This window comes from Actinomadura formosensis NBRC 14204, from assembly GCF_001552155.1.
In the GTDB taxonomy this organism is placed as follows: Bacteria; Actinomycetota; Actinomycetes; order Streptosporangiales; family Streptosporangiaceae; genus Spirillospora; species Spirillospora formosensis.
This window is the reverse complement of sequence record NZ_BCQQ01000019.1, coordinates 21,023-41,236: the sequence shown is the minus strand read 5'-3', so window position 1 is coordinate 41,236 and position 20,214 is coordinate 21,023. Positions and strand designations below refer to the sequence as shown.

The 20,214-nt window shown below is 72.0% G+C and carries 20 protein-coding genes; 14 read left to right on the top strand and 6 right to left on the bottom strand.

Translation table 11 applies throughout. The features are described from left to right. Positions 1-104: 104 nt before the first annotated feature. Positions 105-1,316: a PP2C family protein-serine/threonine phosphatase gene (locus tag AF1_RS07395; protein ID WP_067794260.1), complete on the top strand. Its 1,212-nt coding sequence runs from the start codon at positions 105-107 to the stop codon at positions 1,314-1,316. Positions 1,317-1,368: 52 nt separating this feature from the next. Here the strand turns inward: AF1_RS07395 and AF1_RS07390 are convergent, their stop codons facing one another. The 3 genes from AF1_RS07390 to AF1_RS07380 form a co-directional block, all read right to left on the bottom strand. Continuing rightward, positions 1,369-2,718 (bottom strand): hypothetical protein, encoded by a 1,350-nt coding sequence (locus AF1_RS07390; protein ID WP_067794259.1) that lies wholly within the window; start codon positions 2,716-2,718, stop codon positions 1,369-1,371. After that, positions 2,715-2,954 carry a hypothetical protein gene (locus AF1_RS07385; RefSeq protein WP_067794258.1) on the bottom strand — a complete coding sequence of 80 codons (240 nt, stop codon included), beginning with the start codon at positions 2,952-2,954 and terminating at the stop codon, positions 2,715-2,717. The genes AF1_RS07390 and AF1_RS07385 overlap by 4 nt, the downstream gene beginning before the upstream one ends. A 100-nt stretch (positions 2,955-3,054) precedes the next feature. Then, positions 3,055-3,288, bottom strand: a complete 234-nt coding sequence (locus tag AF1_RS07380; protein ID WP_067794257.1) for a hypothetical protein — start codon at positions 3,286-3,288, stop codon at positions 3,055-3,057. A gap of 737 nt (positions 3,289-4,025) precedes the next feature. Between AF1_RS07380 and AF1_RS07375 the strand changes: the two genes are divergently transcribed. The 5 genes from AF1_RS07375 (at position 4,026) to AF1_RS07355 (ending at position 9,655) form a co-directional block, all read left to right on the top strand. Beyond that, the gene (locus tag AF1_RS07375; RefSeq protein WP_067794256.1) at positions 4,026-4,508 is read left to right on the top strand and encodes a hypothetical protein; all 483 of its coding nucleotides are present in this window, start codon (positions 4,026-4,028) and stop codon (positions 4,506-4,508) included. Positions 4,509-4,729: 221 nt separating this feature from the next. After that, a complete protein-coding gene (locus AF1_RS07370) occupies positions 4,730-6,277 on the top strand; it encodes an FAD-dependent oxidoreductase (RefSeq protein WP_067794255.1) in 1,548 nt (515 codons plus the stop codon). Positions 6,278-6,437: 160 nt separating this feature from the next. After that, positions 6,438-7,691: an alpha/beta hydrolase gene (locus tag AF1_RS07365; protein ID WP_067794254.1), complete on the top strand. Its 1,254-nt coding sequence runs from the start codon at positions 6,438-6,440 to the stop codon at positions 7,689-7,691. Positions 7,692-7,748: 57 nt separating this feature from the next. Then, positions 7,749-8,696: a DUF5954 family protein gene (locus tag AF1_RS07360; RefSeq protein WP_067794253.1), complete on the top strand. Its 948-nt coding sequence runs from the start codon at positions 7,749-7,751 to the stop codon at positions 8,694-8,696. Between the two features lie 152 nt (positions 8,697-8,848). Next, complete coding sequence (locus tag AF1_RS07355) at positions 8,849-9,655, top strand: VOC family protein (RefSeq protein WP_067794252.1); 807 nt, start codon at positions 8,849-8,851, stop codon at positions 9,653-9,655. An 86-nt stretch (positions 9,656-9,741) separates the two neighbouring features. Here the strand turns inward: AF1_RS07355 and AF1_RS07350 are convergent, their stop codons facing one another. Continuing rightward, on the bottom strand, positions 9,742-10,665 hold the full coding sequence (locus tag AF1_RS07350) for a LysR family transcriptional regulator (protein WP_067794251.1): 924 nt from the start codon (positions 10,663-10,665) through the stop codon (positions 9,742-9,744). 112 nt (positions 10,666-10,777) lie between these two features. Here AF1_RS07350 and AF1_RS07345 point away from each other — a divergent pair, with 112 nt between their 5' ends. The 6 genes from AF1_RS07345 (at position 10,778) to bsaP (ending at position 16,916) form a co-directional block, all read left to right on the top strand. Beyond that, positions 10,778-11,644, top strand: a complete 867-nt coding sequence (locus AF1_RS07345) for an FAD binding domain-containing protein (protein WP_067794250.1) — start codon at positions 10,778-10,780, stop codon at positions 11,642-11,644. Continuing rightward, positions 11,641-12,126 carry a (2Fe-2S)-binding protein gene (locus AF1_RS07340; RefSeq protein WP_067794284.1) on the top strand — a complete coding sequence of 162 codons (486 nt, stop codon included), beginning with the start codon at positions 11,641-11,643 and terminating at the stop codon, positions 12,124-12,126. The genes AF1_RS07345 and AF1_RS07340 overlap by 4 nt, the downstream gene beginning before the upstream one ends. Then, positions 12,123-14,495: an aerobic carbon-monoxide dehydrogenase large subunit gene (locus AF1_RS07335; RefSeq protein ID WP_067794249.1), complete on the top strand. Its 2,373-nt coding sequence runs from the start codon at positions 12,123-12,125 to the stop codon at positions 14,493-14,495. Before AF1_RS07340 ends, AF1_RS07335 begins: the two co-directional genes overlap by 4 nt. Beyond that, the gene (locus tag AF1_RS07330) at positions 14,492-15,268 is read left to right on the top strand and encodes an XdhC family protein (protein WP_084262533.1); all 777 of its coding nucleotides are present in this window, start codon (positions 14,492-14,494) and stop codon (positions 15,266-15,268) included. Before AF1_RS07335 ends, AF1_RS07330 begins: the two co-directional genes overlap by 4 nt. A 99-nt stretch (positions 15,269-15,367) precedes the next feature. Beyond that, positions 15,368-16,708, top strand: a complete 1,341-nt coding sequence (locus tag AF1_RS07325; protein WP_067794247.1) for an acetyl-CoA carboxylase biotin carboxylase subunit — start codon at positions 15,368-15,370, stop codon at positions 16,706-16,708. Positions 16,709-16,733: 25 nt separating this feature from the next. After that, the gene (gene bsaP / locus AF1_RS07320; protein ID WP_067794283.1) at positions 16,734-16,916 is read left to right on the top strand and encodes a biotin synthase auxiliary protein BsaP; all 183 of its coding nucleotides are present in this window, start codon (positions 16,734-16,736) and stop codon (positions 16,914-16,916) included. On the opposite strand, the gene AF1_RS07315 is transcribed toward bsaP, so the two are convergent. Next, positions 16,913-17,407 (bottom strand): GNAT family N-acetyltransferase, encoded by a 495-nt coding sequence (locus AF1_RS07315; RefSeq protein ID WP_067794282.1) that lies wholly within the window; start codon positions 17,405-17,407, stop codon positions 16,913-16,915. The genes bsaP and AF1_RS07315 overlap by 4 nt on opposite strands. Positions 17,408-17,530: 123 nt before the next feature. Then, on the bottom strand, positions 17,531-18,319 hold the full coding sequence (locus tag AF1_RS07310) for a hypothetical protein (RefSeq protein WP_131732524.1): 789 nt from the start codon (positions 18,317-18,319) through the stop codon (positions 17,531-17,533). 144 nt (positions 18,320-18,463) lie between these two features. Between AF1_RS07310 and bioD the strand changes: the two genes are divergently transcribed. After that, positions 18,464-19,195 carry a dethiobiotin synthase gene (bioD, locus tag AF1_RS07305; RefSeq protein ID WP_067794245.1) on the top strand — a complete coding sequence of 244 codons (732 nt, stop codon included), beginning with the start codon at positions 18,464-18,466 and terminating at the stop codon, positions 19,193-19,195. Then, complete coding sequence (bioB, locus tag AF1_RS07300) at positions 19,192-20,187, top strand: biotin synthase BioB (RefSeq protein WP_067794244.1); 996 nt, start codon at positions 19,192-19,194, stop codon at positions 20,185-20,187. Before bioD ends, bioB begins: the two co-directional genes overlap by 4 nt. Positions 20,188-20,214: the final 27 nt, after the last annotated feature.

Genomic DNA, 20,214 nt, shown 5'->3' with positions numbered 1-20,214 from the left:
CGGGTGTCACATGGGAAAAGACACGAAGGGTAAACCCCTCCCAGGAGGATGGCGAGTGGCGTGGGATGAGCCGTGGAGAGCCGAGAGCGTAGGGCGGCGAGCCGATGCTGAGAGAGCTGGTGACGGCCAGTCACCTGATGTCCATGGAGCAGTTGCCGGACGCGGTGGCCCGCTACGCCGCCGACGAGGGGCTCCACGACGTGGCGATCTACGTCGTCGACCTGCAGCAGACGGTGCTGCGGCTGCTGACCGGCAGGGGGCCGGACGCCGGGCGGGCCCCGGGGGCGGAGGCCGCGGAGCTCAGGATCGAGGGAACGATCGGGGGCCGGGTGTTCCAGATGATGGAGCCGACGACCGGGCAGGTGTTCGACGACGGGACCTGCCATTACTGGCTGCCGATCCTCAACGGGGCCGAGCGGATCGGGGTGATCAGGGTGACCATCGGCCGGGACGACGCCCGAGCCAGGGAGGACGCCGAGTACCTCGCCGCGACGGTCGCGCTGATCATCGTCAGCAAGGGGCCGTACAGCGACTCCTTCTCCCGGCTGGTGCGGACCCGGGACATGGCGGTGTCGGCGGAGATGCAGTGGCGGCTGATGCCCCCGAAGACCTTCGCCAACGACCAGGTGGTCATCAGTGCCGCCCTGGAGCCGGCCTACATGCTGGGCGGCGACACCTTCGACTACGCGCTGGCCGGCGACACGGTACATCTGGCGATCTTCGACGCGATGGGGCATGACACCGCCGCCGGGCTGACGGCCAACCTGGCCGTCGCGGCGTTCCGCAACAGCCGGCTGCAAGGGGCCGGTCTGATCGAGGCGGGGCGGGCGATCGAGGAGGCGCTGCTCGAACAGGACGGGAGCGGGCGTTTCGTCACGGCGATCCTGGCGGAGCTCGACCTCCGGTCGGGCCTGCTGTCGTGGATCTCGCACGGTCATCCCGCGCCCGTGGTCATCCGCAAGTCGCACTGGGTGACCACACTGGAGTGCGAGCCGGGCACACCGCTGGGGACGGGCCTCGGCATCGTTCCCAGGCTGTGCAGCGAGCAACTCGAACCGGATGACCGCCTCCTGCTGTACAGCGACGGCATCGTGGAGGCCCGCGACCCGGCCAAACGCGAGTTCGGGCTGCGCCGGTTCGTCGACTTCGTCATCAAGCGCGAGGCCGACGGGCTGTCGGTGCCCGAGACGCTGCGGCGCCTCGTCCACAACATCCTCACCCACCACGCGGGACGCCTGGACGACGACGCCACCGTCCTGCTCCTCGAATGGCACGGATGGCCCGGGATGCGGGACATCAGGCAGGCCGTGCGGTGAACGCGAGCGCCGGACGCCCCGCCGCGGGCGTCCGGCGCTCGTCCGGGCGTGTTCAGGTGCCCGGCATCGCCTGGGGCCCGGGCCCCTGGACGTAGCGGACGGCCCACCGCACCAGCCGGCGTGCGAAACCGAAAAGGATCAGCGCCACACCGGCCAGCGGCAGGACGAGCAGGACGATCTGGAGCCCGGAGGTGACCAGTTCGAGCGGGCCGCCCCCCTGGGAGGCGGTGAAGGCGAGCCGGCGCACCATCCACCAGTCCTTCGCGACCAGGTTCGGGATCTGCGACACGATGAGTCCGATCTGGAACACCAGCAGGGGGACCACGGTCAGCACCCAGAGCGTGACGAGGATCTGCGGCCGGCGCTTGAGGTCCCGGAGCCGTGCGTCGGCGGGGCGCCGCAGCAGCGTCCGGCGCAGGATGGGGCCGATGTACTTGAACAGGTCGGGCACGCCGATCAGGTCCGACATGATGTAGTACCCGTCGAACCGCAGCGTCGGCAGCAGTTGCTGGACCATCTCGACGTTGACGTACAGCACGGCGACGAGCAGCGGCTCGAACCCCGTCGCCAGGTACAGCAGCGTGAGCCCGACGATGAAGATGCCGTTGAAGTAGACGCCCGCGAGGTCGGTGCGGAGCCGGCCCGCCCGGCCGAGCCGGTACGACTCGGTGACATCGGTGTAGAAGGCGGGCCACACGAGATAGATGCCGCATCCCATCACTCCCGGCCGGGCACCGCCGTAGCGGCAGGCGGCGGCGTGACCGATCTCGTGGAAGGCGCACGACAGCACCCCCAGCCCCATGATCATCAGGATGCTGACCGGGACGAGGAAGGTCTGCTGGAGCGCGTCGGCGATCGACCGGGCGGTCAGCAGCCACACCTCGCTCACGATGACGGCGGTGACCGCGGCGGCGACGACGATCGGCCGGAACAGCCAGCCGAACAACCCGGCGAGGAACCAGGTGACCGGCTCGGGGATCACGGCGACCTTGAACTTCAGCCCGAGGAACGGATCGGCCTTGACCCGGGCCGGCGGCGTGCCGTCGCTGTAGGTGGTGACGCCGAGTGGCGCGAGCTTGCGGTCGACCAGGTAGACGAGCTGCTCTGCGCTCAGCCGTGCCCCCGCCTTCTGGCTGACCGACGCCGCCACCGTGTCGAGCGCCGCGGGCACGTCCCGCGTCTCCGCCAGGTCGCGGTGTTCGTGCAGCGCCTCGGCGACGAGGAACAGCAGCGGCGGCAGCCGGACGATCCGGCGGCCGGGCAGGTACACCAGTTGGGGTGGTTCGCGGTAGCCGGAGTTCTTGAACTCGCCGACGAGTTCGGCGCCCTCGGCGAGGGCGGGAAGGGTGAGCGGCGCCGGAGCGCCGGCGTCTCCGGTGGCCTGGTTCGCCGGGGCGTTCATGAGCCGGGGCGGACCACGACGGGGAAGCACGTGGCCGTCGTTTGCTCGGGCTCCGCGAGCAGGCCGGTGCCGAGCAGCCCGGTCGTCCCGGCGGAGTGGGTGTACTGGCACGCGTACACCGCATCGATGGAGCCTCCGTGACCGGGGGCCGACAGCAGCAGCCGCCCGGGCAGCACCTCGCCCGACAGCCGGTCGAGGTCCGCGTAGGTGAGCGTGTGAGAGTTCGTCTGGCCCATCTGTTCGCTTTCGCGTCGTTCGGAAAGAAGGGGGAAGGGCTGGCGGCAGAGCGCCAGCCCTTCCGGTGCGGGCATGAGCCCGCGGTCGTGCGCGCCTGGATCAGCCGCCGGCGGCCACCGTGGCGCCGCTGCAGGCGACGGTCGTGGTGTTCGGCCCGGCGAGCAGCAGCTGGCCGAGGCTGCCGCTCTGGTTGACCACGTTGGTCGCGCAGTTCGGCACGACGATCGCGCCGCCGCCGTCGCCGCCGCCGGCGAGAAGGGTGGACAGGACGGCCCGCTCCGGCAGGACCTCGCCGGCCAGCTGGTCCAGCTCGGTGTAGCTGTAGGACTTCATGTGTTTCCTTCTCTTCCTTGTCACACCCGGATCCCAAGGCGGAGACCGGGTGTTGCCTTCCGCACCCCAGAATCGGAGTGCGGTAGCTCTACGTATAGCAGACGTCACAGACTGTGGCCAACTCTGGCGTGGTCGGCCGTGTCGTCGCGTCATCTCGCGTGTTCTCACGTGCCGAAGCCGCGCCGGGGGGCGCTGACCGTGTCTTGACGATTCGGCACCACCGGACGGGTGTGCGAGCCGGCATGGAATATGGCGACCTGCCCGACCATGCGCTACCGCCCGGCCGTGGTGGTGCAGGGGGCCGCGGCGCAGACCGTCCGGTGCGGGGTTCACCCACCTCTCCTTCTGTCAATCCGGTCCTGATCACCAGAAGGACTTCCGCGCCTGGGTCGGATCCGACCTTCTCCCGGTCCTCCGCGAACGCTTCGGCTGGCCCGGACCTCTATCGGACACTCGAAACGCCATTTTGTGAATGCCCGGGTAAGGGGGAATGCATGATCTTTCGGATCGGCCATTGACTGTCCGGCGGACTTTGCTTATTTTCTCTGTAGAACGCGTTCTACTTGGAGTGCTGGAACCTGTGGGCGACGAAGCACGACGGTTCCCCGCTCCCGGTCCTCGATTCACGGCGCCCGCGCCGCCCGGCCGGCATGGCGGAGCGGCCCATGGATCATGGACCTCCACCCCCATCCCTTCGGGTGCAGGCGCGACGCCCACCGTTCGAAATGAGGACTCCCTTGTCCCGCACCACGAAGCTGGCCACGATCGCCTCGGCCTCCGCCGCGGCCGCCCTCGCCCTCGCCGTGACGGCCACCCCCGCCCTGGCCTGGACGGCCGGCAACTTCACGGCGACCCTGAACGGGACCATGACCATCGACGCCGGAGTCTCCGCCTCCTGCACCAGCTCCACACTGAAGGGCACCATCGCCTCCGACGGCACGCTGTCCATCACCTCCGCCACCGTCGACGGCTGCGGGGTCACGGTCACGCCCAAGGCCCTGCCCTGGAGCGGCAAGCTCGACAACGGCGTCGCCACCATCAACGGCTTCGCGATGGACGCCATCGGCTGCACCTACGGCGGAAACCTGACCGGTGGCTTCACCGGCACGGACCTCCCGGTCACCGCCACCTTCGCGAACCAGACCGTCAACAGGACCAGCGGCTTGTTCTGCCCCGCATCCGCCACCATCACCGCCAAGTACGACTTCGCCGCCTCCTGACCCCGGGGACCGGCCGGCCCGACGTCAGCCGAACCGGTCCCCACGCCGTGACCCCGGCACCCCCACCGGGGTCACGGCGTCCCAGGTGGGAAAGGCCGCCGAGCCCGCCGCTCGGCGGCCTCTTCCGGTCGCTGACCGTCTGATACCGATCGACTACATGCGGAGCGGGCTGGGAAGGGTTCTTCGCGTCCTTCTTCCAGGTGCGCGGAGGCGATGCCGCCATGAGTGAGATCTCGACGCTGCCGGCCACGGTCGTCCGGGCCGGGGACAAGCGGTATCCGGCGCTCAGCCGGGGGTTCAACCAGCGGTGGATCGCCGAGCCGGAGTACGTGCGGCTGGTGCGGACGCCCGAGGAGGTCCGGGCGGCGCTCGGCGAGGCGGTGCGCGAGGTGCCGGAGGACCCGGCGCGGACGCGGATCACGGTGCGGGCCGGCGGGCACTGCTACGAGGACTTCGTGTGCGGCGAGGACGTGCGGGTGATCCTGGACGTGAGCCCGATGTGCGGGGTGTCCTACGACGGCTCGATGAAGGCGTACTGCGTCGAGGCCGGGGCGACCAACCGGCATGTCTACGGCCACCTGTATCCCGTCAGCGGGAAGGCGCTGCCGGGCGGGTCGTGCTACTCGGTGGGGCTGGGCGGCCATGTTCCGGCGGGCGGGTTCGGGCTGTTGTCGCGGCAGTACGGGCTGACCGTCGATTACCTCTACGCGGTGGAAGCGGCGGTGGTGGACGAGGACAAGAACGTCAGGCTGGTGGTGGCCAGGCGTGATGACGAGGACCCGAGGCTGCGTGAGTTGTGGTGGGCGCACACCGGGGGCGGCGGGGGGAACTTCGGGGTCGTCACCCGGTTCTGGTTCCGGGGGCTTCCGCAGCCGCCCGAACAGGTTCTGCTGACGGCCCTGGCCTGGGACTGGAAGGAATTCACCAAGGACGAGTTCGCCACGCTGGTGACGGCGTTCGGCGAGTACTTCCGCGACCACCAGGATCCGTCGGCGGCGGCCGGGAAATTGTTCGCGATGCTCAAGCTCACCCATGTCAGCAACGGCCAGATCGGGCTTCTGGCGCAGGTGGACGTGGACGACCCGGACGGCCACCGGGCGATGGCCGGCTTCATCGCCGCCCTCGACGGGCGGATCGGGCCGTCCGCCACGAAGATCCGGTCGGTGATGGGGGAGCACTTCGTCCACATGGACGTTCCACGCGTGATGCCGTGGCTGACGGCCACGCAGGTGCTGAACTCCAGGGGCGAGAACCGCTGCGGCAAGCACAAGTCGGCCTATCTGCGCAAACCCTTCACCGAGCGGCAGATCACCGCGATGTGGACCTATCTCGGCAAGGAGAGGTACACCGAGTATGCGAACAAGCAGGCGCTCATCCAGGTCGACTCGTACGGCGGCGCCGTCAACAGGCCGCCGTACCGGACGGCGGCACGGCAGCGCGACTCCATCCTGAAAGTCCAGTACCAGGTCTACTGGCCGAAGCACGACCCCCGCGAGGACACGCACATCGCCTGGATACGCGACATCTACCGGGCGACGTTCGAGGCGACCGGCGGCGTGCCCGTCGCGGACGGCGAGATCACGGACGGCTGCTACATCGGGTATCCCGACGTCGATCTGAACGATCCGTGCTGGAACACGTCGGGCCAGTCGTGGGAGACGCTCTACTACAAGGACGGCTACGCGAAACTTCAGGAGGTCAAACGGTACTGGGATCCGTGCAACGTGTTCCGGCACGGCCAGTCGATACGTCCGGGCACTGGGCGGTGACCGGTGCGGTGACCGGGGTCACAGAGGGGATTCCGCCGCTCCGGCCCCGCGCACTGTCTCACCTTTATTGCATTTTTTGCCAATACTTGCGGGTGTGACGCCGGGGACAGTAGTTTCTCCGGACGAGCAGAGCGTCGGGCCGGGGGCGGCTGGGGAGTTCATGAAGAAGCGTACCGACCGGAAGATCGCCATCGCGGGCACCGCGGCGGCGGCCGTGCTGCTGCCCGCCGTCATGGTCGGCCTCGCGCAGGCGGGTATCGGCGTGCCGAGGAGCGAGTCGGAGGCGTCGGGCAATTCCCAGCCGATCCCGTCGTTCGGCCCCGCGACGCAGCCGTCCGCGCCCAAGGCGGCCGCGTCCCCCGGCAAGCCGGCCAAGACGCCGAAGCTGCCGAGCATGCCGCTGAACAGCAACCCGTTCGGGACGGGCGGCGACTCGCCCGCCCCCACCGACCCCGACACCAACCGCGGCAGCCACGGCGAGAAGCCGCACATGCCGCCCGGTGCCGCGTCCGGCAAGTACGCCAAGGCCCCCGACGGCGCCGCGATCACCGCCGTGCAGAAGATCAACTCGCGGCAGTTCGACGTCACGATCGCCTCGCCGGCGCTCGGCGCGGCCGTGAAGACCCGGGTGATGGTCCCCAGCGGCTGGAAGTCCAAGACCACCAGGACGTGGCCGGTCGTGTACGCCTACCACGGCGGCAACAACAACTACACGTCCTGGACGAAGGACTCCAACATCGAGCAGATCATCGGCCCGTACAACGCGATGGTCGTGATGCCCGAGGGCGGCTGGAACGGCTCGTACACCAACTGGTGGAACGGCGGCAGGGGCGGCATCCCCAAGTGGGAGACCTTCCACATCGAGGAGGTCATCCCGCTGATGGAGCGCAACTTCCACGCCGGGGCGGTGCGCGCCGCGATCGGCCTGTCGTCCGGCGGGCAGGGCGCCATCACCTACGCCGAGCGCCACCGCGGCCTGTTCAGGTACGCCGCGGCCTACAGCGGCGCGCTCAACATCACCGCGCCCGGCATGCCGATCATCCTGACGTCCATGAACCGGGAGGCGGGCACCGCCATCTGGGGCGACCCGATCACCGAGCGGGCGAACTGGCAGGCGCACGACGCGACCGTCAACGTGGCCAAGCTGAAGGGCATCGGCGTCTACGTCTCATCCGGCAACGGCCAGCCCGGTCCCTACGACAAGCCCGACACCTCGCCGCTGAACGGGGGACGCATCGGTGAGCAGCTCGCCGGCACGATGAACGAGAACTTCGTCGCGGCGGCGAAGAAGGCGGGCGTCCCGGTGACGTCCAACCTGTACGGGCCCGGCATGCACAACTGGAAGTACTGGAAGCGCGAGCTGGCCAAGAGCTGGCCGGCCATCGCCGCCGCCATCGGCGCCCGCAAGTCCTGACCCACCGGAATCGCCGAAACACGAGCGGTGACGGCCGGCCCCTGTGACGATAGGGGCATGAGGGGAAGTGACGGAGCGGCCCTCGCCGGCGATCTCCCCGTCTCGTCGCCGGCGGACGGATCGGCGTGGCTCGCCGAGGCACGCGCCAAGCTGACGTATCCCGTGGTGCGCTGGTGCGGCACGACGTACGGGGTGATGGAACGGGTTCCCGGCGGCTGGATGATGTCCGGGATGGAACGGACGTCCCCGCAGGACGCCCGCGACTCCCTCGGCTGGTGGTTCCGCGGCATGGCCCGCGACCACGCCGCCCTCCGCGCGGAGTATCTGCGCGGCGCCGCCCGGCTGGACCGTGCACGGCCGGACGAGCTGACGGTCGCCGGGCGCGTGTTCCGGGTCGTGCGCGCCGACCGGTTCTGCCGGCTCGGCCGGGACGGTCCGGAACCGCCCCGTCCCGGCGATCCGGACGCGCTCCCCGAACCCCGCACGCGGCGCGACGCCCGCCGGTTCGACCACGGCCTGCTACCCGCCGCGCGGGTACCGGGGTCCACGGCGCTGCTGGGGGAGCGGTGGGAGCACATCCCGGCGGGGCCGGAGATCGCGCCCGAGGTGACCCGCGACGCCTGCCGCGCCCTCACCACCCATCCCGGGATCGCGCGGCTGCGGACCCGGTTCGCCGTCGCCGAGCGGGCCGGCGGGGCATGGCCGGCGCAGGGCCCTTTCCTGCACAGCCCCGCCGCCGTCCGCGACCATCTGGCCGCGTACTTCGACCTGGTCGTACCGCTGATGCCGGGATCGTCGCCCGCCGCGCTCACCGCCTACCGGAGGGCCGCCAACCTGCTGCGCAACGGGATTCCCTGCGCCGAGATCAGCGTCCTCGGACGCCTCTTCCGGGTGATCCGCGTCGAGTACGTCGTGCGCTGCGGCCCGGACGGGCCCGAGCCGCCCAGACCGTCCGAGCAGGACGTCGAGGAACCCGTCACCGGGGAGATCGACGACGACCGCTGAGCGGCACGCCGCGCGCTTCGCCCGTTTCGTCCGGGTGCTCCGGACGGTCGGGAATGCGGTCGGCCGCTTTGCGCGCTCTTTGGCGATATCCCACAGCGCAGATTGCGAGCGCCTCCCTAGCGTGGTGGCATGCGAGCTGTCAGGGGCAGGCCATGCCCGAGGTGACGTCCTTCGCTCCGGGCTTCCCCGCCTGGGTGGAACTGGCCAGCCCGGACCCGGAGCGGTCGAAGGAGTTCTACCGCGATCTGTTCGGCTGGTACTCCTACACCCTGACCGTCGGCATAGCCGAGTACGAGATCTTCACCCTCGGGGGCATCCAGGGACCGGCGGTCGGGGGGATGCAGGCGCTCGCGGACGACTCCCAGCCCTCCTCATGGACGTGCTACTTCCGCACCGACGACATCCCCGCCACGCTCGACACCGTCCGCGCCGAGGGCGGCATGGTGCTGGCCGAACAGACCGACGTCGTCGGCCTCGGGCAGATGGCCCTGTGCTGCGACCTGGAGGGCGCCGACTTCGCCCTCTGGCGCCCCTACCGCCCGCAGGGCGCGGGCGTCGTGGACGAGCCGGCCGCAATGTGCTGGGTCGAGCTGGCCTGCCGCGACATCCGCGGCGCCCGCCGCTTCTACGGCGGCGTCTTCGGCTGGAAGGCGGTGGAGCGCCACTACTACCACGCCCGCTACACGGAATGGAAGATCGGCGACAGGCCGGTGGCGGGCATGGTGCCGATAGACGAGCACTGGCCGCCCGGCTACCCTCCCCACTGGATTCCGTACTTCTGGGTGGCCGACTGCGACGAGTCCGCCGCGAAGGCCGTCGAGCTGGGCGGACGCGTCCAGATCCCGCCGAGTGACGTCAAGCCGGGCCGGTTCTGCGTCCTCACCGCCCCGGACGGTGCCCGCGTGGCCCTGGTGACCCCCGCCGTCCCCGACCGCATCGCCCTCCGGATCCACCCCTGACCGCCGCCCACCGGTGCGCACGGCGCCGTCCGGCCGGCTCCGCCGTCCCGCGTGATGGCCACCGAGCCGGCTGCCGCTGGACGGCGTCAGCTCCAGAGCGTCACGTAGACCGGCGGATGGAAACGGGACGGCGGGACGCCCGCGCCGGGAGAGCGCATGATGTGCAGGGCCTCGGCCGTGGCGAGGAAGCGGCGGAACGCGCCCGCCAGCGGCGGGCGCCGGTCGGGCGCGATGGTGGTGGCGTGCCAGCGGATCTCCGCCGGTGTCGCCGGCGTGGCGATGACGCGCAGCTCACCGCGCTGCACGCGCGGCGCCACCAGGTGCGCGATCGCGATCGCGAGACCGTCGCCGTCGGCGGCGGCCGCCCACGCGGCCGTCTGGTTCGGGTAGACGCGGACCCGGTCCTCGGGGACCTTCAGCCGCCGCAGCAGCCGGGACGTCTCGCTGGACGGGTCCGTCCCGGACGGGTCCACCAGCCACCGCGGGCGCGGGGCGGGTCCGGTACCGACGGCGATGAGCCGGGCCCGGAAGACGGGCTCGCTGACCACGCCCTGATCGTCGGCGAGGTGCGGGCCGAGTGCGAGGTCGGCCAGGCGGTTGTGCAGCAGGACCGCCATCTCCGGTCCGGCCACGACGCCCGCGCCGGCCTCGACCTCGCGCGGGGACCGGGTGGTGAACGCGTCCAGCAGCGGGGTCGCGACGAACTCGGCGACGGCCGGGGCGGCGGCGACCCGCAGCGCCTCGGGCGCGCCCCGGGCCGCCCGCACCGCGCCCTCGGCCTCCGCGCCCAGCACCACCATCTGCGACGCGATCGGCAGCAGCCGCGCACCGCCCTCGGTCAGCGTCATCCCGCCGGGCCCGCGGACGAGCAGCGGATCGCCGAGATGCCGGCGCAGCGCGGTCAGCGCCTGCGACACCGCGGGCTCGCTCACGTTCAGCGCCCGCGCGGCCTCCTTCACCGACCCGAGCCGGGCGGTGAGGACGAACGCGCCGAGCTGCGTCAGCGTCATGCCACCAGTGTGGACCCCCGCGCGGCACTCGTTAACCCTTCGCTTATTCCGGCGTTGTTCCTGCGCACGGGCGTGGTGAGACTTGAGTCACAGCCGACTCCGAGGGGGCGCCGTGCAGGTTCCCGCGAATTTCGAGTACGCGAAGGCGACGACCGTCGAGGAGGCGCTCGCGCTGCTGGCGCGGCACGGCGACGAGGCGAGGGTGGTGGCCGGCGGGCACAGCCTCATCCCGATGATGAAGCTGCGGCTGGCCCAGCCCGAGGCGCTGATCGACATCAACGACGTGACGGAGCTGTCCCACATCCGGATCGACGGCGGCGAGCTGTGCGTGGGCGCGCTCGTCCGGCACGCCGAACTGCTGGACTCCGCCGTCGTAGGCGAGCACTTCCCGATCCTGCACGACGCCGAACGGGTGATCGCCGACCCGGTCGTGCGCAACCGGGGGACGGTCGGCGGCTCGCTCTGCCAGGCCGACCCGTCCGAGGACCTGTCGGCGGCGTTCGGCGCGCTGCGGGCGTCCGCGGTGATCCGCGGGCCGTACGGGGAGCGGACGGTCCCGCTCCGCGAGTTCCACACCGGCCCCTACGAGACGGTCGTCGAGCCCGGCGAGCTGCTGACCGAGCTGCGCATCCCGATCCGGCCGGGCGGGTCGAGCGCCTACGTGAAGGTCGAGCGGCGCGTCGGGGACTGGCCGCTCGCCGCCGCCGGGGCCGCGCTCCGGCTGGCCGGCGGCCGCATCGCCGAGGCCGGGATCGGGCTCACGGCGGTGCGCGCCGAGCACTTCGTCGCCGCCGAGGCGGAGGAGGTGCTGCGCGGCGCCGTCCCGTCCGAGGAGGTGTTCGCCGAGGCCGGGCGGGTCGCCGCGCGGCACTGCGATCCCGGCTCCGACCAGCGGGGACCCGCCGACTACAAGCGCCACCTCGCCGGTGAGCTGACCACCCGCGCGCTGCGCCGCGCCTACGAGAGGTGCCCGACGTGAACATCACCGTGACGGTCAACGGGCAGACCTATACCCGCGACATCGAGCCGCGCCTGCTGCTCGTCCACTTCCTGCGGGACGAACTGGACCTCACCGGGACGCACTGGGGCTGCGACACGTCCAACTGCGGCGCCTGCGTCGTCTGGCTGGACGGAGTGCCGGTGAAGTCGTGCACGGTCCTGGCGGTGATGGCCGCCGGCAAGGAGGTCCGCACCGTGGAGGGCCTGGAACGGGACGGGGAACTCGACCCCGTGCAGCGGGGCTTCACCGAATGCCACGGCCTGCAGTGCGGGTTCTGCACGCCGGGGATGCTGATGACGTCGCGGTGGCTGCTCGACCACAACCCCGACCCGTCCGAGGCGGAGATCCGCGAGGCGGTATCGGGGCAGATCTGCCGGTGCACCGGCTACGAGAACATCGTCCGGTCCGTCCGGTGGGCGGCCGAGCACTCCGCGCGGGACACCGAGGAAGTGGCGCGATGAGCGAGAACGGGCATCGCGGGTTCGGCCGGGTGCAGCGCAAGGAGGACGCCCGGTTCATCCGCGGCAAGGGCAACTACGTCGACGACATCAAGCTGCCGGGGATGCTGTACGGGGCGGTGCTGCGCAGCCCGCACGCGCACGCCCGGCTCGTGTCCGTCGACACCACCGCGGCCGAGGCGCACCCGCAGGTACGGGCCGTGATCACGGGCGAGACGCTCGCGGGGCTGAACCTCGCGTGGATGCCGACGCTCTCCGGCGACGTCCAGGCGGTCCTGGCGACCGACAAGGTGCGCTTCCAGGGGCAGGAGGTCGCGTTCGTCGTCGCCGAATCGCACTACGCGGCGCGGGACGCGCTCGAACTCATCGACGTCGACTACGAGGCGCTGCCGCCGGTGATCGACGCCCGCCGCGCGCTGGACGACGACGCGCCGGTCATCCGCGACGACCTGGAGGGACGCACCGACAACCACATCTTCGACTGGGAGGCCGGCGACGCGTCCGCCACCGACCGGCTCTTCGACGACGCCGAGGTGGTGCTCGCCCAGGACATGCTGTACCCGCGGGTCCACCCGGCGCCGCTGGAGACGTGCGGGATGGTCGCCGACATGGACAAGGTGACCGGGAAGCTCACCGTGTACACCACCACCCAGGCCCCGCACGCGCACCGCACCGTGTACGCGCTGGTCGCCGGGCTGCCCGAGCACAAGATCCGGGTCGTGTCGCCGGACATCGGCGGCGGCTTCGGCAACAAGGTCGGCATCTACCCCGGTTATGTCTGCGCGATCGTCGGGTCGATCGTGACGGGACGTCCGGTCAAGTGGGTGGAGGACCGGTCGGAGAACCTGATGACGACCTCGTTCGCCCGCGACTACCACATGCGCGGCGAGATCGCCGCGACCCGGGACGGCCGCGTCCGCGGGCTGCGGGTGAAGGTGCTCGCCGACCACGGCGCGTTCAACGGCACCGCGCAGCCGACGAAGTTCCCCGCCGGGTTCTTCCACGTGTTCACCGGCTCGTACGACATCGAGGCGGCGCACTGCGAGGTCACCGGCGTCTACACCAACAAGGCGCCCGGCGGGGTCGCCTACGCCTGCTCTTTCCGCATCACCGAGGCCGTCTACCTGGTCGAACGCATGATGGACATCCTCGCGGACGAACTCGGCATCGACCCCGCCGAACTGCGGCTCCGTAACCTGCTGCGCGCCGAGCAGTTCCCCTACTCGACCGCCACCGGCTGGGAGTACGACTCCGGCGACTACCCGCGCACCCTCCGCAAGGCCATGGAGATCGCCGGATACGACGAACTGCGCGCCGAGCAGGCCGAGCGGCGTGCGCGCGGCGACGGCCCGCTCATGGGCATCGGGGTCAGCTTCTTCACCGAGGCCGTCGGCGCCGGGCCGCGCAAGCACATGGACATCCTCGGGCTCGGCATGGCGGACGGCGCCGAACTCCGCGTCCACCCGACCGGGAAGGCCGTACTGCGCATCTCCGTCCAGACGCAGGGGCAGGGCCACGAGACGACGTTCGCGCAGATCGTCGCGCACGAGCTCGGGATACCGGTGGACGACGTGGAGGTCGTCCACGGCGACACCGACCAGACACCGTTCGGGCTCGGCACCTACGGGTCGCGGTCCACGCCGGTGTCGGGCGCGGCGACCGCGGTCGTGGCGCGCAAGGTGCGCGAGCGGGCCCGGATCGTCGCGGGCGCGATGCTGGAGGCGGCGCCGGAGGACCTGGAGTGGACGCCGGGACGCTGGGCCGTGCGCGGTGATCCGTCGTCCGGCGCGACCATGCAGGAGATCGCGATGGCCGCGCACGGCACCCTCGAACTGCCCGCGGGCGTGGAGGGCCAGCTCGACGCGACGACCGTCTACAACCCGCCCAACCTGACCTACCCGTTCGGTGCCTACATCGCGGTCGTGGACGTCGATCCGGGGACGGGCAAGGTCGCCGTCCGGCGGTTCGTCGCGGTCGACGACTGCGGTGTACGGATCAACCCGATGATCGTCGAGGGGCAGGTGCACGGCGGGCTCGCCGACGGGGTCGGGATGGCGCTCATGCAGGTCATGGCGTTCGACGAGGACGGCAACCATCTCGGCGCCTCGTTCATGGACTACCTGCTGCCGACCGCGATGGAATGCCCGTCGTGGGAACTGGGGGAGACCGTCACCCCGTCCCCGCACCATCCGCTCGGCGCGAAGGGCGTCGGCGAGTCCGCGACGGTCGGCTCGCCCGCCGCGATCGTCAACGCGGTCGTGGACGCGCTCTCGCCGTACGGCGTCCGGCACGCCGACATGCCGCTCACCCCGGCCAACGTCTGGCGCGTCATCCAGGGCCGGCCGTTCCGCACGGATCTGGCGATCCCATGATGGACCGGGCGGAGCGGCTGCGCGGCGAGCGGACGCCGTACGTGCTGGCGACGGTCGTGCGGGTGGAGCGTCCGACCAGCGCGAAGACGGGCGACCGGGCACTCGTCCTGCCGGACGGGACGATGGAGGGGTTCGTCGGCGGCCACTGCGCCGAGGCGACGGTGCGCGACCAGGCGCTCCGGCTGCTCGACTCGGGCGAGTCGACGCTGCTGCGGATCACACCGGGTGCGGAAAGCCCGCCCGCCGGCCGCGCGGGCGGCCGTCCCCCAGCGACGAGCACGGAGGGGCTGGTCACGGTGCACAACCCGTGCCTGTCGGGCGGGACGCTGGAGGTGTTCCTCGAAACGGTGATCCCGCCCGCGCTGCTCCACATTTACGGGGACGGGCCGGTCGCGCGGTCGCTCGCCGACGTCGGCCGCGCGGCCGGCTTCGACGTCCGGCCCACCGGCGCGGCGGACCCGCCCGGCCCGGACGCGGCGGCGGTCGTCGTCGCCACCCACGGCTGGGACGAGGAGCCGATCCTCAAGGCCGCGCTGGACGCCGGCGTCCCCTACATCGGGCTGATCGCCAGCCGGAAGCGGGGCGCGGCGGTGGCCGCGGCGCTCGACCGCGGTGACCGTGTTCACACCCCGGCGGGCCTGGACATCGGCGCCCGCACCGCCCCCGAGATCGCCGTCTCGGTGCTGGCGGAGATCCTGTCGCTGCGTCCCGCGCGGCCGGTCCACCCGCCGGCCGGGGCCGAGCCCGAAGCGCACCATCACTGCTGCGAATGAGAAGGGCGGCCGTACCGCCGGACGCGGAGCCGCCGCCCGCACTAGTCTGCGGGGGTCGGGACATCCGGTCCCGGCCCGTCCGTGAGGGAGTGTCCGCCGGTGTTCGAGTCCGTGCTCGTGGCGAACCGCGGGGAGATCGCCGGCCGGATCCTGCGCACCGCCCGCGCGATGGGCCTCAAGGTCATCGCCGTGTACTCCGAGGCCGACGCCGACCTTCCGTTCGTCGCGGAGGCGGACGAGGCCGTCCTGATCGGCCCCGCGGACCCGGCCCGCAGCTACCTCAACGCCGCCGCGATCCTGGAGGCCGCGCACCGCACCAACGCGCGTGCCGTCCACCCCGGCTCCGGGTTCCTCGCCGAGAGCGCCGCGTTCGCCCGGCAGGTCGCGGACCGCGGCCTGGTCTGGGTCGGCCCGCCGCCGCTCACCATCGCGCGGATGGGTGACAAGATCAACGCCCGGAACCTGATGAAGGAGGCGGGCGTCCCCGTCGCGCCCGGCGTGTGGGAGCCCGTCCCCGACACCGGCACGGCGATCGAGGAGGCCGAGCGCATCGGCTACCCCGTCATGGTGAAGCCCGCCGCGGGCGCCGGCGGCATCGGCATGGCCGCCGCGCACCACGAGCCGTCCCTCCGCGAGGCGTACGCGACGGCCCGCACCCACGCCGAACGCGTCTTCGGCCAGGGCGATGTCCTCCTGGAGCGGTACGTGGAGGGCGCCCGGCACGTCGGGGTGCAGATCCTCGGCCTCGCCGACGGCATGGTCGTCGCGCTCGGCGACCGGGACTGCTCCGTCCAGCGCCGCCACCAGGAGGTCGCCGTGGAGACGCCGTCCCCCGGCGTCCCGCCGGCGCTGCGCGAGCGGATGCTGGCCGCCGCCGTCCACGCGGGCGAGGCCGTCGGCTACCGGGGCGCCGGCACCGTCGAGTACCTCGTCGACCCCGCCGCGCAGGACTTCTTCTTCCTGGAGATGACCACCCGCCTGCAGGCCGAGCACCCCGTCACCGAGATGGCCGGCGGCATCGACCTCGTCGAGCAGCAGTTCCGCATCGCCGCCGGTGAGCCCGTCTCGTTCACCGGCGTGGCCCCCCGCGGCCACGCCGTCGAGTTCCGCGTCCTCGCCGAGGACCCGCGGCACTTCCTCCCCGGCACCGGCGAGATCAAGGTGTGGGAGGAGCCCGTCGGCGACGGAATCCGCATCGACGCCGGCTACGCCGAGGGCACCACCGTCACGACCCACTACGGCCCGCTGCTCGCCAAGCTGTGCGTCCACGGCGATGACCGTGACCACGCGCTGGCCAGGGCCAGAGCCGCCGTGGACGCGTTCCGCATCGAGGGGCCGCCGACGAACCTGCCCTTCCTGCGCGAGCTGCTCGACCGTCCCGAGTTCGCGGCCGGTGCCTACGACACCGGGCTCGTCGGCCGCATGCGCGCCCGCCGCTGAACGCCGGCCGTCGTAGAGTGTGGCCGTGTACTGCGACCGCTGCGGCGAGCCCGCCGCCGAGGGCGACCACGCCGCCTGCCGCGCCGCCCGCGAGATGGAACCGCCCCGCTACTGCGCGCGCTGCCGCCGCCGCATGGTCGTCCAGGTGACGCCGTTCGGCTGGACGGCCCGCTGCTCCGAGCACGGCGCCCCGCAGAGCACGTCCTAGAGCGGAAGGGCGTAGGTCAGCAGATCCACCCCCGGGACGGGAGCCCAGTCCCGCTCGGGGGTGCGGACGAACCCCATCCGCTCGTACATCCGCTGCGCGGCGTCCATGTTGCGCTGCGTCGAAAGCCGCAACCCGCTGAGCCCGGCGGCCCGCGCCCGCTCGGCACACGCCCGCACCATGGCCCGCCCCGCCCCCATCCCGCGGGCCTTCTCCCGGACGGCGAGCATCCGGATCTCGGCCTCGTCCGGCCCGGCCAGCTCCGCGTAGGGGCTGCCGGGCGGACAGTACGCGACCGCCCCGGCGACCTCGCCCCGCACCTCCGCGACGAGAAGCTCGGCCTTGGCGGCCCGGTCGCCCGCATCCCGCAACGTCTTCACATACGGCGACTCCGGCGACACGAGACCACCGTGTACATAGACCTCAACGGTCAACTCCCCGACGAGTTCGCACTCGTCGGCCCGAGCCTCCCGGACGAACACGGGCTCAGACATCGGCGGCCACGTCACGGCCGTGCAGCGTACGCATCGAGCAACTCTCCAGATCACCATGATCGGCGGACCGTGCCGAACCAGGCTATAGACGCCCACCGGCAGAACCGGCCGTGCCGCCGTGTGTCAGGCCAGGTCCCGGCAGGACGATTCGCCGGGCAGAAGGGGGCGAAGCCTGACGAAGTAGTTTCTGCCCTTGCTGCGCCAGGTGACGCCGGGGCCCGTGGCGGGGATCTTCCGGGACGGGGCCGGCGTGCAGATGCTCCCGGCCACCGGCACTCCGTCCCCGAGCGGCGCCAGCGGCCACGTCTTGGCGGGGCCGCCGCCGGGCGCCTGGTTCGCGAGGACGGCCGTCCTCTCCGGCGCGTACGGCTCGGGCTTCGCCGACTGGTCGGATGCGGGCCAACCCGCCGGGTTCAACCTCTTTCTGAGGAACCCGGTCTCCGGGCCGGGCGGCGACCCGGGTTCGAAGATGCGGGTCGCGGTGTCGCCCATGGTGACCACGGTGATGATCGCGTCGGTGAACTGCGCGGAGCCGACCGTGTGCGAGCGGTCGAGACCGGCCGCGCGGGCCTCGCCCAGGAGCCGCTGCAACGCGTCCGGTTTCAGGTGGTACTCGGTCAGCCCGCCACCCTGCGACACGGCCACCGCGCGTCCGCTGGAGTAGAGGGAGAAGTCGGGGACGCCGCCGGGGCCGCCGAGACCGGCGATGCCTCCGGTCCTGCGCCAGCGCAGGACGAGGTTCTCGCCGGCGGGGGTTTCCCCGGCGGGGGACGAGGTCGCGGGCGTGGAGGGTGCGGGGGCGGACGTGGAGGGTGCGGGGGACGAGGGCGAGGATCCGGTGGTGCCGGAGCCGTCGCCGCACGCGGTCAGCGCCGCGCAGGCCGTCAAGGCCGCGCAGGCGAGCGCCGGCACCCGGTGGGAGCGTGTGTACGGACCGGGCATGGACCTTGGACGCGCCGCCGCGCCGCCGGGTTCCGCCCGTTACAAAAACGCCCCTCGAATGCTGTGGGGTCCGGCGGGCGCCCGCGTCACAGGCCCGCGCTAGTGTGCCGCTTTGTGAGTGTGCTCGTGATTACCGGGACCTGTACGGGCGTGGGCAAGACGGTCGTCACCGCGGCGCTGGCCGCGGTCGCCGCCGCCCGCGGCGCGTCGGTCGCCGTCGTCAAGCCCGGCCAGACCGGGGTCGGCGACGGGCAGCCCGGTGACCTCGACGAGGTGCGCCGGCTCGCCGGCCTGGACGACGTGCACGAGTTCGCGCGCTTCCCCGACCCGCTGTCCCCGGCTGCCGCCGCCCGCCACGCCGGGCTCCCGCCCGTCCGGCTGCCGGAGGTCGCCGAGCGCGTCCAGGAACTGGCGGGCAGCCGCCGGCTGGTGCTGGTCGAGGGCGCGGGCGGGCTCCTCGTCCGCTACGACGAGGAGGGCGGCACGATCGCCGACCTGGCGCGCTGGCTCGGCGCCGCCGTCGTCGTCGTGGCCCGGCCCGACCTCGGCACGCTCAACCACACCGCGCTGACGCTGGAGGCGATGGCGCACCGCGGCGTGCAGCTCGCCGGCGTCGTGATCGGCGAGTGGCCGGACGATCCGGACCTCGCGATGCGCAGCAACATCCGCGACCTGGAGACCATCGCGGCCCGCCCGCTGGCGGGCGCGCTGCCCGCGGGAGCGGGCGCGCTGGACCCGGCGGAGTTCCTGCCGGCCGCGCACCGCGGCCTGGCCCCCTCGCTCGGCGGCGGTTTCGATGCCGCCGCCTTCCGTGACAGCTACGGCCTGGACAAGGAGAGCACGTGACGGACATCCTCGACATCGCCCGCCGGCAGGTACTGGACGAGGGCAGGGGCCTGTCAGAGCAGCAGGTGCTGGAGGTCCTGAACCTGCCGGACGACCGGCTGGAGGACCTGCTCGCGCTGGCCCACGAGGTCCGGATGCGCTGGTGCGGGCCGGAGGTCGAGGTCGAGGGGATCGTGTCGCTGAAGACCGGCGGCTGCCCCGAGGACTGCCACTTCTGCTCGCAGTCCGGCAAGTTCGAGTCGCCCGTCCGGTCGGTGTGGCTGAACATCCCGGAGCTGGTCGAGGCGGCGAAGGAGACCGCGCGGACCGGCGCGACCGAGTTCTGCATCGTCGCCGCCGTCCGCGGCCCGGACGAGCGGCTGATGTCGCAGGTCCGCGAGGGCGTCAAGGCCATCAACGACGCCGTCGAGATCAACATCGCGTGCTCGCTCGGCATGCTCACCCAGGAGCAGGTGGACGAGCTGGCCGCGATGGGCGTCCACCGCTACAACCACAACCTGGAGACGGCCCGCTCCCACTTTCCGAACGTGGTCACCACCCACACGTGGGAGGAACGCCGGGACACCCTCCGCATGGTGAAGGCCGCCGGCATGGAGGTGTGCTGCGGCGGCATCGTCGGCATGGGCGAGACCATCGAGCAGCGCGCCGAGTTCGCCGCGCAGCTCGCCGAACTGGAACCCGACGAGGTCCCGCTGAACTTCATCGCGCCCCGCCCCGGCACCCCGTTCGCCGATCTGCCGCTGGTCGAGGGCACCGACGCGCTCCGCACCATCGCCGCGTTCCGCCTCGCCCTGCCCCGCACCATCCTCCGCTACGCGGGCGGCCGCGAACTCACCCTCGGCGACCTCGGCACCCGCGAAGGCATGCTCGGCGGCATCAACGCCATCATCGTCGGCAACTACCTGACCACCCTCGGGCGCCCCGCCGAAAAGGACCTGGAACTCCTCACCGACCTGAAAATGCCCATCAAGGCCCTCAGCCAGACCCTGTGACCGCGAGGCGAGCGCGCGGCTCGCCGG

Coding starts and splice junctions, on each gene's coding strand:
- AF1_RS07395 (WP_067794260.1), top strand. CDS start 105: ATGCTGAGAGAGCTGGTGACGGCCAGTCACCTGATGTCCATGGAGCAG.
- AF1_RS07390 (WP_067794259.1), bottom strand. CDS start 2,718: ATGAACGCCCCGGCGAACCAGGCCACCGGAGACGCCGGCGCTCCGGCG.
- AF1_RS07385 (WP_067794258.1), bottom strand. CDS start 2,954: ATGGGCCAGACGAACTCTCACACGCTCACCTACGCGGACCTCGACCGG.
- AF1_RS07380 (WP_067794257.1), bottom strand. CDS start 3,288: ATGAAGTCCTACAGCTACACCGAGCTGGACCAGCTGGCCGGCGAGGTC.
- AF1_RS07370 (WP_067794255.1), top strand. CDS start 4,730: ATGAGTGAGATCTCGACGCTGCCGGCCACGGTCGTCCGGGCCGGGGAC.
- AF1_RS07365 (WP_067794254.1), top strand. CDS start 6,438: ATGAAGAAGCGTACCGACCGGAAGATCGCCATCGCGGGCACCGCGGCG.
- AF1_RS07360 (WP_067794253.1), top strand. CDS start 7,749: ATGAGGGGAAGTGACGGAGCGGCCCTCGCCGGCGATCTCCCCGTCTCG.
- AF1_RS07355 (WP_067794252.1), top strand. CDS start 8,849: ATGCCCGAGGTGACGTCCTTCGCTCCGGGCTTCCCCGCCTGGGTGGAA.
- AF1_RS07350 (WP_067794251.1), bottom strand. CDS start 10,665: ATGACGCTGACGCAGCTCGGCGCGTTCGTCCTCACCGCCCGGCTCGGG.
- AF1_RS07335 (WP_067794249.1), top strand. CDS start 12,123: ATGAGCGAGAACGGGCATCGCGGGTTCGGCCGGGTGCAGCGCAAGGAG.
- AF1_RS07330 (WP_084262533.1), top strand. CDS start 14,492: ATGATGGACCGGGCGGAGCGGCTGCGCGGCGAGCGGACGCCGTACGTG.
- AF1_RS07315 (WP_067794282.1), bottom strand. CDS start 17,407: ATGTCTGAGCCCGTGTTCGTCCGGGAGGCTCGGGCCGACGAGTGCGAA.